General features: G+C 72.4%; 16 protein-coding genes. 7 read left to right on the top strand and 9 right to left on the bottom strand.

What is annotated here, in order from left to right; all coding sequences use genetic code 11:
• Positions 1-31 precede the first annotated feature (31 nt).
• Positions 32-901 carry a PAC2 family protein gene (locus tag H1D33_RS11250; protein WP_089157832.1) on the bottom strand — a complete coding sequence of 290 codons (870 nt, stop codon included), beginning with the start codon at positions 899-901 and terminating at the stop codon, positions 32-34.
• Positions 902-1,152: 251 nt separating this feature from the next.
• Between H1D33_RS11250 and metH the strand changes: the two genes are divergently transcribed.
• From metH to H1D33_RS11235, 3 genes are all read left to right on the top strand, one after another.
• Positions 1,153-4,656: a methionine synthase gene (metH, locus tag H1D33_RS11245; protein ID WP_414685536.1), complete on the top strand. Its 3,504-nt coding sequence runs from the start codon at positions 1,153-1,155 to the stop codon at positions 4,654-4,656.
• A 183-nt stretch (positions 4,657-4,839) separates the two neighbouring features.
• The gene (locus H1D33_RS11240; protein WP_181568117.1) at positions 4,840-5,343 is read left to right on the top strand and encodes a hypothetical protein; all 504 of its coding nucleotides are present in this window, start codon (positions 4,840-4,842) and stop codon (positions 5,341-5,343) included.
• A gap of 150 nt (positions 5,344-5,493) precedes the next feature.
• Positions 5,494-5,706, top strand: a complete 213-nt coding sequence (locus H1D33_RS11235) for a hypothetical protein (RefSeq protein ID WP_181568118.1) — start codon at positions 5,494-5,496, stop codon at positions 5,704-5,706.
• 25 nt (positions 5,707-5,731) lie between these two features.
• On the opposite strand, the gene H1D33_RS11230 is transcribed toward H1D33_RS11235, so the two are convergent.
• Both H1D33_RS11230 and H1D33_RS11225 read right to left on the bottom strand, forming a co-directional pair.
• Entirely contained in the window at positions 5,732-6,004 is a 273-nt protein-coding gene (locus H1D33_RS11230; RefSeq protein WP_181572961.1) for a hypothetical protein, read from the bottom strand.
• Positions 6,001-6,210 (bottom strand): hypothetical protein, encoded by a 210-nt coding sequence (locus H1D33_RS11225; RefSeq protein WP_181568119.1) that lies wholly within the window; start codon positions 6,208-6,210, stop codon positions 6,001-6,003. Before H1D33_RS11225 ends, H1D33_RS11230 begins: the two co-directional genes overlap by 4 nt.
• Here H1D33_RS11225 and H1D33_RS11220 point away from each other — a divergent pair.
• Entirely contained in the window at positions 6,209-6,445 is a 237-nt protein-coding gene (locus H1D33_RS11220) for a hypothetical protein (RefSeq protein ID WP_181568120.1), read from the top strand. The two genes, H1D33_RS11225 and H1D33_RS11220, sit on opposite strands and share 2 nt — an antisense overlap.
• Positions 6,446-6,573: 128 nt before the next feature.
• Complete coding sequence (locus tag H1D33_RS11215) at positions 6,574-8,076, top strand: FAD-binding oxidoreductase (protein WP_181568121.1); 1,503 nt, start codon at positions 6,574-6,576, stop codon at positions 8,074-8,076.
• Position 8,077: 1 nt separating this feature from the next.
• Here the strand turns inward: H1D33_RS11215 and H1D33_RS11210 are convergent, their stop codons facing one another.
• On the bottom strand, positions 8,078-8,776 hold the full coding sequence (locus H1D33_RS11210) for a MarR family transcriptional regulator (RefSeq protein WP_181568122.1): 699 nt from the start codon (positions 8,774-8,776) through the stop codon (positions 8,078-8,080).
• 228 nt (positions 8,777-9,004) lie between these two features.
• Here H1D33_RS11210 and H1D33_RS11205 point away from each other — a divergent pair, with 228 nt between their 5' ends.
• A complete protein-coding gene (locus tag H1D33_RS11205) occupies positions 9,005-9,670 on the top strand; it encodes a DUF4097 family beta strand repeat-containing protein (RefSeq protein WP_181568123.1) in 666 nt (221 codons plus the stop codon).
• A gap of 23 nt (positions 9,671-9,693) precedes the next feature.
• The gene (locus H1D33_RS11200; protein WP_181568124.1) at positions 9,694-10,494 is read left to right on the top strand and encodes an alpha/beta hydrolase; all 801 of its coding nucleotides are present in this window, start codon (positions 9,694-9,696) and stop codon (positions 10,492-10,494) included.
• Here the strand turns inward: H1D33_RS11200 and H1D33_RS11195 are convergent.
• The 5 genes from H1D33_RS11195 to H1D33_RS11175 are packed head-to-tail and all read right to left on the bottom strand — an operon-like array spanning position 10,491 to position 12,705.
• A complete protein-coding gene (locus H1D33_RS11195) occupies positions 10,491-11,456 on the bottom strand; it encodes an alpha/beta hydrolase family protein (RefSeq protein ID WP_181568125.1) in 966 nt (321 codons plus the stop codon). The genes H1D33_RS11200 and H1D33_RS11195 overlap by 4 nt on opposite strands.
• A 5-nt stretch (positions 11,457-11,461) precedes the next feature.
• Entirely contained in the window at positions 11,462-11,797 is a 336-nt protein-coding gene (locus tag H1D33_RS11190; RefSeq protein WP_181568126.1) for a YnfA family protein, read from the bottom strand.
• Positions 11,794-11,964: a hypothetical protein gene (locus tag H1D33_RS11185; RefSeq protein WP_181568127.1), complete on the bottom strand. Its 171-nt coding sequence runs from the start codon at positions 11,962-11,964 to the stop codon at positions 11,794-11,796. Before H1D33_RS11185 ends, H1D33_RS11190 begins: the two co-directional genes overlap by 4 nt.
• Positions 11,948-12,379, bottom strand: a complete 432-nt coding sequence (locus H1D33_RS11180; RefSeq protein ID WP_181568128.1) for a MerR family transcriptional regulator — start codon at positions 12,377-12,379, stop codon at positions 11,948-11,950. Before H1D33_RS11180 ends, H1D33_RS11185 begins: the two co-directional genes overlap by 17 nt.
• Entirely contained in the window at positions 12,376-12,705 is a 330-nt protein-coding gene (locus H1D33_RS11175; protein ID WP_181568129.1) for a hypothetical protein, read from the bottom strand. The genes H1D33_RS11180 and H1D33_RS11175 overlap by 4 nt, the downstream gene beginning before the upstream one ends.
• Between the last annotated feature and the right edge of the window lie 364 nt (positions 12,706-13,069).

Below are 13,069 nucleotides of genomic sequence, written 5' to 3'. Positions count from 1 at the left end.
CGACAGGGGAGCCCGGCCTCGGCGGGAGGAGCTACCAGGAGCCGGCGGTCGGCCCGGCGGAACCGCCCCGCCGGCGCAGGTACTTCTCGAACTCCTGGGCGATCTCGTCCCCGGTCAACGGGGTGATGCCCGCGTCGCCGACGCGTTCCTCCAGCTCACGAACGTATTCACCGAGCTCGGCGTCCTGCTCGGCGGCGCTGCGCACCCGCTGCTCCCACTCGGCGGCCTCCTCGGCCAGGTCGGCCATCGGCACCGGCAGGTCGAGCACCTCCTCGACCCGGTGCAGCAGCGCCAGGGTGGCCTTGGGGCAGGGCGGGTTGTTGGCGTAGTGCGGCACGTGCACCCAGAACGACACCGCGTCCACCTCGGCCCGCGTGCACGCGTCGTGCAGCACCCCGACGATGCCGGTCGGGCCGTCGTAGCGGGTCGGGGTGAGCTGGTAGCGCTTGGCCGCGTCGGCGTCCGACGCGCTGCCGCTGATCGGCAGCGGGCGGGTGTAGGGCACGTCGGCCAGCAACGCGCCGAGCAGCACCACCCGCTCGACCTCCAGGCTGTGGCAGATCTCCAGCACCTGCTCGCAGAAGGTGCGCCAACGCATGCTCGGCTCGATGCCCCGGATCAGCACCACGTCCCGCTCGGTGCCCTCCGGGCTGGCCACCATGAACCGGGTCGTGGGCCACTCGACCCGGCGGGTCTCCCCGTCGGCCATGGTGATGGTCGGCCGGCTCACCTGGAAGTCGTAGAAGTCCTCCGGGTCCAGCTCGGTCACCTGCCGGGACTGCCAGACCTGCTCCAGATGCTCCACGGCGGCGGTGGAGGCGTCCGCGGCGTCGTTCCAGCCCTCGAAGGCCGCGATGGCGACCGGCGAGCGCAGTACCGGCAGCCCGTCGAACTCGGTCACGCCGTCACCTCACCCTGCTCGTCGGGAGCGGTGCCGCCCCGTCGCACGGTCGCCTCCCTGATGTCCTTCACGTCCGCCAGCCTACGTGCCGCCGACGGAGGCGGCCCGTCGGCCGCGCCGGTCGCCCGGCCGGACCACCCGGTCGAACCGGATGAAAGGTACGGGTGATCCGGCCGACAGTATGTGGGAAGGCGTCATTGGGGTGACCGTCCGACAGCCGAGCGCACTAACCTGGCCGTGTGCCTACTTCGTTGCGTGACCTACTGGCGGACCGGATCCTGATCGCCGACGGGGCCATGGGGACGATGCTCCAGGCGGCCGACCTCACCCTGGACGACTTCGACGGCCTCGAGGGCTGCAACGAGATCCTCAACGTCACCCGGCCGGACGTGGTCCGCGGCGTGCACGAGGCATACCTCGCCGCCGGCGCGGACTGCGTGGAGACCAACACGTTCGGCGCCAACCTGCCCAACCTCGCCGAGTACGGCATCGCCGACCGGATCCGGGAGCTGTCCGAGGCGGCCGCGCGGATCGCGCGGGAGGCCGCCGACGCGTACGCGACCCCGGAGCGACCGCGGTTCGTGCTGGGCTCGATGGGACCGGGCACCAAGCTGCCCACCCTGGGGCACGCGAGCTACGCCTCGCTGCGCGACGCGTACCAGGAGAACGCCGCCGGCATGATCGCCGGCGGCGCGGACGCGCTGATCATCGAGACCTGCCAGGACCTGCTCCAGGTCAAGGCCGCGGTGGTCGGCGCGAAGCGGGCCCGCGACGCCGCCGGCCGGGACGTGCCGATCATCTGCCAGGTGGCCGTGGAGACCACCGGCACCATGCTGCTGGGCAGCGAGATCGGCGCGGCGCTGACCGCGATCGAACCGCTCGGGGTCGACCTGATCGGGCTCAACTGCTCCACCGGCCCGGCCGAGATGGGCGAGCACCTGCGCTACCTGTCCCGCCACTCGCGCATCCCGTTGTCGGTGATGCCGAACGCCGGCCTGCCGGTGCTGACCGCAGACGGCGCCTACTTCCCGCTCGGCCCGGACGAGATGGCCGACGCCCTGGAGCAGTTCGTCGACGACTACGGCGTCGGGCTGATCGGCGGCTGCTGCGGCACCACTCCGGAGCACATCCGGGTGCTGGTGCAGCGGCTCGGCGGGCGTCGCCCGGTGGCCCGGGAGCCCGAGCCGGAGGCCGGTGTCTCCTCGATCTACCACCACGTGCCGTTCGCCCAGGACGCCAGCGTCCTGATGGTGGGGGAGCGCACCAACGCCAACGGCTCCAAGGCGTTCCGCGAGGCGATGCTGGCCGCCGACTGGCAGGCCTGTGTGGAGATCGCCCGTAACCAGGCCCGCGACGGCTCGCACCTGCTCGACCTCTGCGTCGACTACGTCGGCCGTGACGGCACGCAGGACATGCGGGAACTGGCCGGCCGGTTCGCCACCGCGTCCACCCTGCCGGTCGTGCTGGACTCCACCGAGCCGGCGGTGATCGAGGCCGGGCTGGAGATGCTCGGCGGCCGGTGCGTGGTCAACTCGGTGAACTTCGAGGACGGCGACGGCCCCGACTCCCGCTACGCCCGGATCATGCCGGTGGTCCGCGAGCACGGTGCCGCCGTCGTGGCGCTGCTCATCGACGAGGAGGGCCAGGCCCGCTCCCGGGAGTGGAAGGTCCGGGTGGCCCGCCGGCTGATCGACGACCTGACCGGCCGGTGGGGGCTGCGCCGGGAGGACATCCTCATCGACGCGTTGACGTTCCCGATCGCCACCGGGCAGGAGGAGACGCGCCGCGACGGCATCGAGACGATCGAGGCGATCCGCGAGATCACCGCCGAGTATCCGGGGGTCAACTTCACCGCCGGCATCTCGAACGTCTCCTTCGGCCTCAACCCGGCGGCCCGCCAGGTGCTCAACTCGGTGTTCCTGCACGAGTGCGTCCAGGCCGGCCTCAGCTCGGCCATCGTGCACGCCAGCAAGATCCTGCCGATGTCGAAGATCCCGGACGAGCAGCGCGAGGTGGCGCTCGACCTGGTCTACGACCGCCGCCGCGAGGGCTACGACCCGGTGCAGCGGTTCATCGAGGTGTTCGAGGGCGTCGACGCGGCGTCGGCGCGGGCCACCCGGGCCGAGGAGTTGGCCGCGCTGCCGCTGGAGGAGCGGCTCAAGCGGCGGATCATCGACGGGGAGCGCAACGGCCTGGAGGCCGACCTGGACACCGCGATGGCCGAGGGGCGCGCGCCGCTGTCCATCATCAACGACCTGCTGCTCGACGGCATGAAGGTGGTCGGTGAGCTGTTCGGCTCGGGCCAGATGCAGTTGCCGTTCGTGCTCCAGTCCGCCGAGGTGATGAAGACCGCGGTGGCCTACCTGGAGCCGCACATGGAGCGGGCCGACGACGACGGGAAGGGCCGGATCGTGCTCGCCACCGTTAAGGGCGACGTGCACGACATCGGCAAGAACCTGGTCGACATCATCCTGTCCAACAACGGCTACGACGTGGTCAACATCGGCATCAAGCAGCCGATCAACGCGATTCTCGACGCGGCCGAGGAGCACCGGGCCGACGCGATCGGCATGTCCGGGCTGCTGGTCAAGAGCACGGTCATCATGAAGGAGAACCTGGCCGAGATGGCCTCGCGCGGCGTCGCCGAGCGGTGGCCGGTGCTGCTCGGCGGGGCGGCGCTGACCCGGGCGTACGTGGAGGACGACCTGCGGTCGATCTACCCCGGTCAGGTGCACTACGCCCGCGACGCGTTCGAGGGACTGTCCCTGATGGACCGGGTGATGGCCGCCAAGCGCGGCGGCGCGCCGGTGGTCGACCCGGCGCGGGAGGCCGCGCTGGCGGCCCGCCGGGAGCGCCGGGAGCGGCAGCGGGCGCAGGTCCGCGAGGCGCTGCCCGAGCTGGACGACGCGTCGGTCCGTTCCGACGTCGCTTCCGACGTGTCGGTGCCCACCCCGCCGTTCTTCGGCACCCGGGTGGTCAAGGGCGTGCCGCTGGCCGACTATGCGGCGCTGCTCGACGAGCGGGCCACGTTCCTGGGCCAGTGGGGGCTGCGCGGCGCCCGCGGTGGCAAGGGCCCGTCGTACGAGGAACTGGTGGAGACCGAGGGCCGGCCCCGGCTGCGCTACTGGCTGGACCGGCTGATCTCCGACCAGGTGCTGGAGGCGGCCGTGGTGTACGGCTACTTCCCGGCGTACTCCGAGGGCAACGACCTGGTGCTGCTGGACGAGAACGGGCACAGCGAGCGGGCCCGGTTCTCGTTCCCGCGGCAGCGGCAGGAGCGCCGGCTGTGCCTGGCCGACTTCTTCCGCCCGCAGGGCGACCAGCTCGACGTGGTGGCGCTGCAACTGGTCACCGTCGGGCAGCCGATCAGCGAATACACGGCGAAGATGTTCGAGGCCAACGAATACCGCGACTACCTGGAGGTGCACGGCCTGTCGGTGCAGCTCACCGAGGCGCTGGCGGAGTACTGGCACCGGCGGATCCGGGCCGAGCTGGTGCTGCCGGGCGGTGGGACGGTCGCCGACGACGACCCGGCGGACCTGGCCGGCCTGCTGCGCACCGACTACCGGGGCTGCCGGTATGCGTTCGGCTATCCGGCCTGCCCGGACCTGGAGGACCGGGCGAAGATCGTCGGGTTGCTGGGCGCGGAGCGGATCGGGGTGCAGTTGTCGGAGGAGTTCCAGCTCGTCCCGGAGCAGGCCACCGACGCGATCGTGGTGCACCACCCGGAGGCGAACTATTTCAACGCCAAGTGACGTCGAAAGGCGCTCTGGCCTTCGAAAGTGCCTGGTCTCGCATGACGGTTTGACGAAACGGCATCGCAGGACGCTTGACGTTAGGTCGAGATCGATAGGTTCTGCGGCGATGGTAGGCCGAGGTCGTCCCGGCGGGGCCTGTTCGCGTTCGGGTTCCGGCCGCGGGATGGCAGGATGCGTGCGGTGAGTTGGCACTTGCTGGTCACGCCGCTGTATGTGGCGGCCGCAGACGGTGGACTTGAGTGGGCGGCTGCCGCTGAGTCGGCCTTTGGTCTGCCCGACGAGCCACCGGCCCCCCATGAGTTGCCAACGGTGGAGCAGGTGCTGGCTGCGTTCCGCGAGGCCGGCTGTCACGGCGTGCGGTGGTTCCAGATCGCCGGACATGACGCGACCAGCGATCTTCCGGGCTGTCCGGATCCGGCTACCTGCGCGTCGGTGGGTGGCCTGGACCTCGGCGAGGTCAGTGTGGGAGTCGATGGTGCCGGCGGGGACGAGCCTGTGAAGTTGGACCAGGCCGTGACCGACATCGGGTTCCGTAAGCCATCCGGCAGGGGGGTGTTGGCCGCGACGGTGGCGCTGGCATCGCAGACGGGGCCGCTGCTGGTGTTCGGCGACAGCGGCGAGCACGTGTTCGTGGTGTCTCCGGGCGACGATCCGACCCACCTGGGTCAGCATTGGCCTTGGTAGCCATCACCCGCCCGCTCGCTCGATGCAGCCACGTCCCCGAGCCGGCGCGGATCAAGCGGCGCTCGGGGCCACGCCGAGCGCCGGGGGACGGCGGCGCAGGACGCGCCGGCTAACAGGGCCGACGGTGTGGGGCACGCGCGCAATGATGGCGTGATGATCGTGGACCGGATGCGGATGGTGGAGCACCTGGAGGGGCTCCCCGGCAGCTCCGACGGCTGCCTTCTCGCCCTGACGTTGGAGGTTCCGACCTTTCTCCGCGTCGGCGATGTCTGGTGGGTCGAGAACGCGGTCATGTACGTGCGACGAGGAGATGCCTCCCCGATGGCGCATCGAGGTCGACTCGAATGGCGTCGGAAGTGGTGATGCCGGCGGCGACCACCCGGTGACGCTACCGGTCTTCGTCCTCGTCGTCGCGCATCAGGCGGTCGAGGTCGTCCGGACGCATCCGCTTGATCTCGGTCTCCAGCTTGCGGCTGTACGTACGGTCGTTGGGATCCATTCCGTTGCGCCGCCGTGAGCTGCGGCCGTATCCCTTGAGGAAGGCACCCAGCTCCCGACGCATCCGTTCTCGACGGCCCGGCATGGACGCAATGTAGGGGCCGGCGGTCGGCTCGCGCTCCCATTTTCCGGATGGCAGGTGGTTTCGGCGCAGCCCGCTCACGTGCTGGGGGGATTGCGGTGCCGCTCGGCGAGGCCCGACGCGAGGTGACGCTCCGCCTCGTGCCGACGCTGGTCGGCGCCGGCGTGCCGGACCGCCGTCTGATCCTCCTCGGACGAAAGCCGATCGCGGTCCCGCCGGCTCACGAAGACGACCACGGCGAGCACCAGCACCACGAGCACCGCGACCGACACCACCACCGTCGTCATGCGATCGACGCTACGGCATGCCCGCAAGTGCCGGGTGACGTCGCTGGGCGGCGTGGCGATCGGCGGGGGACTCTGCTATCCGGTGCAGCACTCCACCCAGCGGCAGGCGGCGCGCACCGAGCAGCGCCGGCAGGCGCTCGCCCTGGCGGAGAGCCGGCGCGCCGAGCGGCTCGCGTTGCTGGAGCGGTTCGTCGGGGTGGCGGCGGACGCGGAGCGGTGCGCGTTCACCCGGTGACCGGGGATGGTCACTCGGACGGGTTTCGCCCTCGTCTTCCGCTTATGTGAAGAAGTGTCCGGTCTTAGCGTGAGGTCGCACGCCGGCACGGGTCCGAGGCCCGTCGGCCCGACCGGAAGGCGACGACCATGCCCGACATCTCTCGACGTACGCTGCTCCAGGCCACCGCGGCCGTCGGCGCCGGGGCGGTCGTCGCGCCGGCCGTGCTCGCCGGGGCCGCCCAGGCCGCCACCGGCACCGACGGCTCGGGGGCGCCGATCTGGGCCGATTGCCCGCCGGCGGAGCTGACCGGCCGGATCGTGCGTTTCGGTGATCCGGACTATCCGTCCGCGAGTCTCGGCTGGGACGAGCTGTTCGTGCGCAACCCGCTGGTCATCGTGTTCGCGCAGAACACCCAGGACGTGGTGAACGCGCTCGCCTGGTCCCGGCAGAACGACGTCGCGCTGCGGGTGCGCAGCGGCCGGCACAGCCTGGAGGGCTGGTCGAACGTGGACAACGGCATCGTCATCGACGTCAGCGAGCTGAAGTCGGCCGACATCGACCGGGCCGCGCTCACCGCGCGGGTCGGCGCCGGGCTCAACCAGTTGGAGGCGGTCACCGCGCTCGCCCAGCAGGGCCTCGCGGTGACCACCGGTACGGAGGGGAGCGTCGGCCTGTCCGGCGCGACGCTGGGCGGGGGTTTCGGCTTCCTCACCCGCTGGCTCGGCATGGCCTGCGACAGCCTGATCGGGGCGGAGATCGTCGTGGCGTCCGGCGCGAACGGCGCCAGGGCGATCCAGGTGGACCTGCGCAACCGCCGGGACCTGCTCTGGGCGTTGCGCGGTGCGGGCAACGGCAACTTCGGCATCGTCACCTCGCTGACCTACCGGGTGGCGCCGCTGCGCGGCGTGGCCTATCTCCAGGCCACCTGGTCCGGGCTGGACGACCTGCGGGAGGTCTTCGACAGGTGGCAGCGCACCGCGCCGTTCACCGATGTGCGCCTCGGCTCCCAGTTGGAGATCCACAAGTCGCAGATCCTGCTGTTCGGCGTGCTCGTCGAGGGCACCGACGCGGAGGTGCGGAGGCTGCTGGCGCCGGTGCTGTCGGTCGGCAGCCCGCAGGTGACCGTGCAGATCGGCGGCTGGGGTGAGATCTACGCCGGGTTCCAGATCCCGACCCAGGACGAGCCGGCGAACTGGAAGTTCTTCTCCCAGTTCACCCGTCGGCCGTTCCCGCCCGAGGCGATCGAGATCGTCCGTAGCTTCATGGCGGTCGCGCCCACCGAGGACAGCAACTTCTTCACCCAGGCGTTCGGCGTCGGCGCGCAGGCGAAGCAGCCGGTCGGCGGGTCGGCGTTCCCGCACCGCGACGCGATCTTCTACTCCGAGCCGGGCGCCGGCTGGGGGACCCGGGGCGTGCCGGACAGCGGCGACGCCCTCACCCCGGCCGCCCAGGCGTGGATCGCCGAGTTCAGCCAGGCGTTGCGCCCCTACGTGGACGGCGCCTACGTCAACGTGCCCAACATCGGCATGCAGGAGTGGGAGACCGCGTACTGGGGGCCGAACGTGGAGCGGTTGCGCCGGATCAAGGCGGTCTACGACCCGCACAACGTCTTCCAGTACGAGCAGAGCGTCCCGCCCGCGTCGTGCTGACCTAACGAGCGGTGCGGAGGATCTCGCGGGCCTGTTCGGCGGCGCGGGTGATGCTCTCGCTGATGAAGTCGAGGAAGCGGGCGATGTTCTCCAGTCGGGCGGCGGCCGGGCTGTCCGGGCCGAGCAGGGCGACGCCCTGGCGTGCCACGGCGACGAGCTGGTCGTTGGCGCGTGCGCTGGCGACGGTCGCCTGGTAGAAGAGGTCGTCGTCGACGACGTACCGCTCCCGGCGGCGGTCGTCGCGTTCCCGGCGGACCAGGCTCTGCCCCTCCAGGAAGGCGATCGCCTTGGAGATCGAGGCGGGGCTGACCTGGAGGCGTCGGGTCAGGTCCGCCGCGGTGAGGCTGCTCGCGTCGGTGGTGAACAGGCAGGTCAGCACGCGGGCCGCCATGGTCGGCAGGCCCGAGGCCATGAGGACGGTGGTGAGGGTTTCCGCGTACGCGGTCATGGCCGCGTCGTCGGGGTCGGGTGGTCCTTCGCGGCGCGTGGCGGCGGTCGTGCGTCGCCGGGCGCGGTGCTCGGTGGCGCGGTGGGCCAGGTCGGCGCGGTAGCCGGTGGGACCGCCGTTGCGCATCACCTCGCGGGTGACGGTGGAGGTCGGACGGTCGAGGCGCCGGGCGATCTCCGCGTAGGCGAGGCTCTCGGCCAGCCCGGCGGCGATCCGGTGGCGGTCCTGCTGGGTGAGTCTGCCTCCCGGCATCCGGCGGCCCCTCTCTGCGGCATCCACGGCCGACCATAGCGTTCAACTCTCACCATTGCAACGAGCGCGACCACCGCCATTGCGTTCGGTTCAGGGTCGTTGCAATGATTGCACCACTTCTGAAGTGCAAAAACGGCTTCCCAGGGCAACGAGTTTGTTGATGCTTATTGGAAAGCAACGTAGCGTTTCCGGTGTTCAGAAAACGGGTTCACGCACCGGGAGAGCACGATGCAGACGTTCACCACCCCCGCCCCCATCTCCGCCGTCCTGGACGTCCCCGCCGGGCGGATCCAGGTCATCGCCGCCGACCGCGCCGACACCACCGTCGAGGTCCGGCCCGCCGACGCCGCCCGCGACCGCGACACCCGCACCGCCGCGCAGGCGGTCGTCGGCTACGCCGACGGCGTCCTGCGGGTCCGGATCCCGGCGGCCACCAACCGGCTCGTCGGCGCCGCCGGGTCCGTGGAGGTCACCGTGCGGCTGCCCGCCGGCTCCCGCGTCCAGGTCACCTCCGGCGCCGCCGAGGTACGCGGCGTCGGCCGCCTCGGCGACGTCACCGTCGACGGCGCGTACCGCCAGGTCAAGATCGACGAGGCCGCGAGCGCGCGCCTGACCGCGACCGACGGCGACATCGAGATCGGCCGGCTCACCGGCGCCGCGGAGATCAGCACCGCCCGCGGCGACATCCGGATCGCCGAGGCGGTACGCGGCACGCTCGTGCTCCGTACCCGCTCCGGCGACATCACGGTGGCCGCCGCCGGCGGGGTCCCGGCCACCCTGGACGCCGGCACCGACCACGGCCGGGTCAGCAACGCCCTGCGCAACGACGGCGCACCGGTGCTCGACATCCGGGCCACCACCTCGCACGGCGACATCACCGCCCGCAGCCTCTGAGCCCCCCCGACAGGAGCAGAACCATGACGACGAACGCGTGGACCGGAACGGTGCCCGTCGAGGACACCGCGCTGGCGGTCACCGACACCGGCGGCGCCGGCGTGCCGGTGCTCTACCTCAACGGCCAGTTCGCCACCCAGGGCTACTGGCGGCGTGTGGTCGCCGGCCTGGGCGACGGCTGGCGGCACATCACCTACGACGAACGGGCCCGCGGCCGCTCGAAGCGGTCGGCGGACTACTCCTTCGCCGCCGCCGTGCGCGACGTCGACGCCGTGCTCGCCGCCCGCGACGTGGACCGGGCGCTGCTGGTGGGCTGGTCCTACGGCGCCGTCGTCGCCGCGCACTGGGCCGCGCACAACCCCGACCGTACGGTGGGGGCGGTCCTGGTCGACGGCGCGTTCCCGCACGACTGGCTCGACGAGGCCATGGAGGTGCGCATCCGCAAGCTGTTCAAGCGGCTGGGCTGGTTCACGCCGCTGCTGCGCCCGACCGGCCTGACCCCGCGGATGAGCGCCGCGCAGCAGGCCGAGAGCAACATCGAGCTGGGCCGGCTATCCCGGGAACGCGAGCTGGGTCCGGTGCTGGACCGGATCGGTGTCCCGGTGCGCTACGTGGTCGCCTCGGGCACCTCCCTCGGCAGCCGCGGCGACGAGCAGGAACGCATCCGCGCCAGCCTCGACGGGGTGACCGCCCGCAACCCGAACATCCGGGTCAGCGCCAAGGTCGCCAGCAACCACGGCGCGCTGCTCAAGAAGGACGCCCCCGCCGTCGTGGCGGCCGTCCGGGAGGTCGCCGCCCTCGGCGAGGCGGCGACGGCCGGCTAGGGCGACCCGGCGTCGAGCGGTCCGGACGGGCCGCTCGACGCCGGATCGGGCACGCCGGGGCTCGGGGACAGGCGGTCCCGCAGCCAGGTCACCACCAGCTCGTCGAAGCCGGGCGCCCGCGCGCCGGCCACCCGGATGCCGTGGTCGGCGTCCGGAAACACCACGACCGTGTGGTCGGCGTGCCCGGCGTCGCCGAGGACCCGGTCCAGCACGCGCACGCTGGCCTCGACCGGGACCTGCACGTCGTCCGCGCCGAAGATCGCCAGCAGCGGGCAGCGCAGGGCGGCCAGCGGCGGCTCCGGGTCGTGGCCGGCGATGCCGGCGAGGAAGCCGATCGACGCCGGCGAGGTGCCGGCGAGCAGCGGATACCAGGGCGCGTCGTGCCACCGGGCCTGCGCGGCGTGGACGTCGGCCGGGTCGTCGCCGGCCCGTACCCGGTCCACCTGCTCGTGCAGCAGCGCCACCGCCCGACCGGCGTCGACCTCGGTGAAACCGGCCGCGACGAGTTGGCGTCGCAGCCGGTACTGCTCCTGCGCCACCACCCCGACTGCCGGGCCGGACACGGTGACCACCGCGTCGACGACCGCGGGGGAGCGGGACGCGGCGAGCGGTGCCACCCACCCGCCCTGGCTGTGGCCGACCAACGCGACCGCCCGCACGTCCGACCGGGACCGTAGGGCGTCCACCGCGGCCAGGGTCTCGCCGGCCCGCCCGCGCAGGCTCTGCCGGGTCCAGCCGCCGGTCGAGGCCCCGGAGCCGGGCTTGTCGTAGGCGAGGCTGGCGAGGCCGGCGGCGGCCAGCCGGATCTGCCAGTCGCGCTGGTCGCGCCCGCCCGGGCCGGAGCCCTCGACGAAGACCACCGCCGGGTACGGGCCGGGCCAGGGCGGCCGGACCAGGTCGCCGACCAGGGTGTCGTCACCGTGTCGGAAGGACAGCTCCACCGCCCGCGGCGCGAACAGCATCGTCGTCAGCTCGCGCGCGGCGCGTACATGATGATCGCGACGCCGACCAGGCAGACGGCCGCGCCGGCGAGGTCGTAGCGGTCGGGCCGGAACTTGTCCACGAGCATGCCCCAGGCCAGCGAGCCGGCCACGAAGACGCCGCCGTAGGCGGCGAGGATGCGCCCGAAGTTCGGGTCGGGCTGGAACGTGGCCACGAAGCCGTAGGCGCCCAGGGCGATGATCCCGCCGGCGATCCAGAGCAGCCCCCGGTGCTCCCGCCAGCCCTGCCAGACCAGCCAGGCGCCGCCGATCTCGGCCACCGCGGCGACCAGGAACAGCAGGATGGAGCGGGCGATCGTCATGCGTTCGACCGTACCGTGACGATCTTGTCGCCGGGCCGGCAGGCGCAGTCGCCGCCCGCGCAACCGGCGCGGTGGCCGCGCCGTGCGGCCCACCACCAGGACAGGCCGGCGGGCCCGGTCAGGCCGGTGAGCAGCAGGCGGCTCAGCCGGTCAGCGGGGTTCGGCACGGTCGTTCCTCTCGGCGATTTCGGCGAACGGCAGTGGGCAGCAGGAACTGCCGGCGCAGGCGATCAGGTCGTCGCAGCCGGCCGAGATCGCGGCCCGCAGCGTGTCCCGGATGACGGTGAGGTCCGCCAGCCGCTGCTCCACCTCGGCGAGCTTCTCCCGGGCGCGGGCCCGCAGGCCGACGTCGTGCCGGTGCCGGCCGGCTTCGAGCAGGTCGGCGACCTCGGCGAGGGTGAAACCGAGCCGTTGCGCGGTCTTGACCACCCGCAGCAACGTGACCGCCTCGGCCGGGTAGAGCCGATGCCCGCCGGGGGAGCGGCGTGGCACGTCGAGCAGCCCTCGCCGCTCGTAGTAGCGCAGCGTCTGCACGTTCACGCCGGCTGCGTCCGCGAGCTGGCCGGTGCGCAGGCCGGTCACCGGCGCGGTGCGGGCGTGGCCCGCTCGGCGAGGGCGTCGAGCACGTCGACGCGGGCGGGCGGCACCCGGATGTCGAGCATCAGCACGTCGCCGGCGGCCCGGGTGAGGTGGAAGGTGAAGAAGGAGCAGCACGCCGACTCCCGGACGATCAGATCCCGGGCGGCCGGCTCGGCGGCTCCGTCGAGACGCAGTCGCAGATGGCGGGTGGACACTCGGTCGATCCGCCGGACGGCGTCGTGGAACAGCCCGTCGAACTCGGCCAGCCGCAGCGGGCGGTCGGCGGTCGGCAGGGTGCAGGCGTCGGGCGCCCAGTCGCGTTCGGTCACCCGTCGACGGTAAGCCCGTACCGGGGTACCGGATGCAACCCCGGATAGATGGGAGTGCCAGCGGCCGCTGGGCGAGGCGCGCAGGGTGCGGGACATGGGACTCCATCCGGACGGGATTGACGCTTGAACCCCTTTGTGTAGACAGGCATGGAAGTGGCGGTCCAGCCCGACTGCCGTGAACCTTCGCCGACCATCATCCCCACTACCTGCGTCGGCGTCGGGAATAAGGGGTGTGCCGGCCGGTCCGGCGGGCTACCGTCACCGGAGTACGGCCGACGCCGGCCCGCCGCGCGCCGCGTCCCCACCCGCGCCGTCCGGTTGACGCGGCGGAGACGCCGCCGGGCGAGCATGAGTGCGACGAGAG

Origin of the sequence: Micromonospora ferruginea (genome assembly GCF_013694245.2) — a bacterium.
Classification (GTDB): Bacteria; Actinomycetota; Actinomycetes; order Mycobacteriales; family Micromonosporaceae; genus Micromonospora; species Micromonospora robiginosa.
Note: the sequence above shows the minus strand (reverse complement) of the source record. Positions and strands in the feature narration are given on the sequence as shown.

Coding starts and splice junctions, on each gene's coding strand:
- H1D33_RS11215 (WP_181568121.1), top strand. CDS start 6,574: ATGCCCGACATCTCTCGACGTACGCTGCTCCAGGCCACCGCGGCCGTC.
- H1D33_RS11190 (WP_181568126.1), bottom strand. CDS start 11,797: ATGACGATCGCCCGCTCCATCCTGCTGTTCCTGGTCGCCGCGGTGGCC.
- H1D33_RS11205 (WP_181568123.1), top strand. CDS start 9,005: ATGCAGACGTTCACCACCCCCGCCCCCATCTCCGCCGTCCTGGACGTC.
- H1D33_RS11195 (WP_181568125.1), bottom strand. CDS start 11,456: ATGCTGTTCGCGCCGCGGGCGGTGGAGCTGTCCTTCCGACACGGTGAC.
- H1D33_RS11200 (WP_181568124.1), top strand. CDS start 9,694: ATGACGACGAACGCGTGGACCGGAACGGTGCCCGTCGAGGACACCGCG.
- H1D33_RS11225 (WP_181568119.1), bottom strand. CDS start 6,210: ATGACGACGGTGGTGGTGTCGGTCGCGGTGCTCGTGGTGCTGGTGCTC.
- H1D33_RS11220 (WP_181568120.1), top strand. CDS start 6,209: ATGCGATCGACGCTACGGCATGCCCGCAAGTGCCGGGTGACGTCGCTG.
- H1D33_RS11210 (WP_181568122.1), bottom strand. CDS start 8,776: ATGCCGGGAGGCAGACTCACCCAGCAGGACCGCCACCGGATCGCCGCC.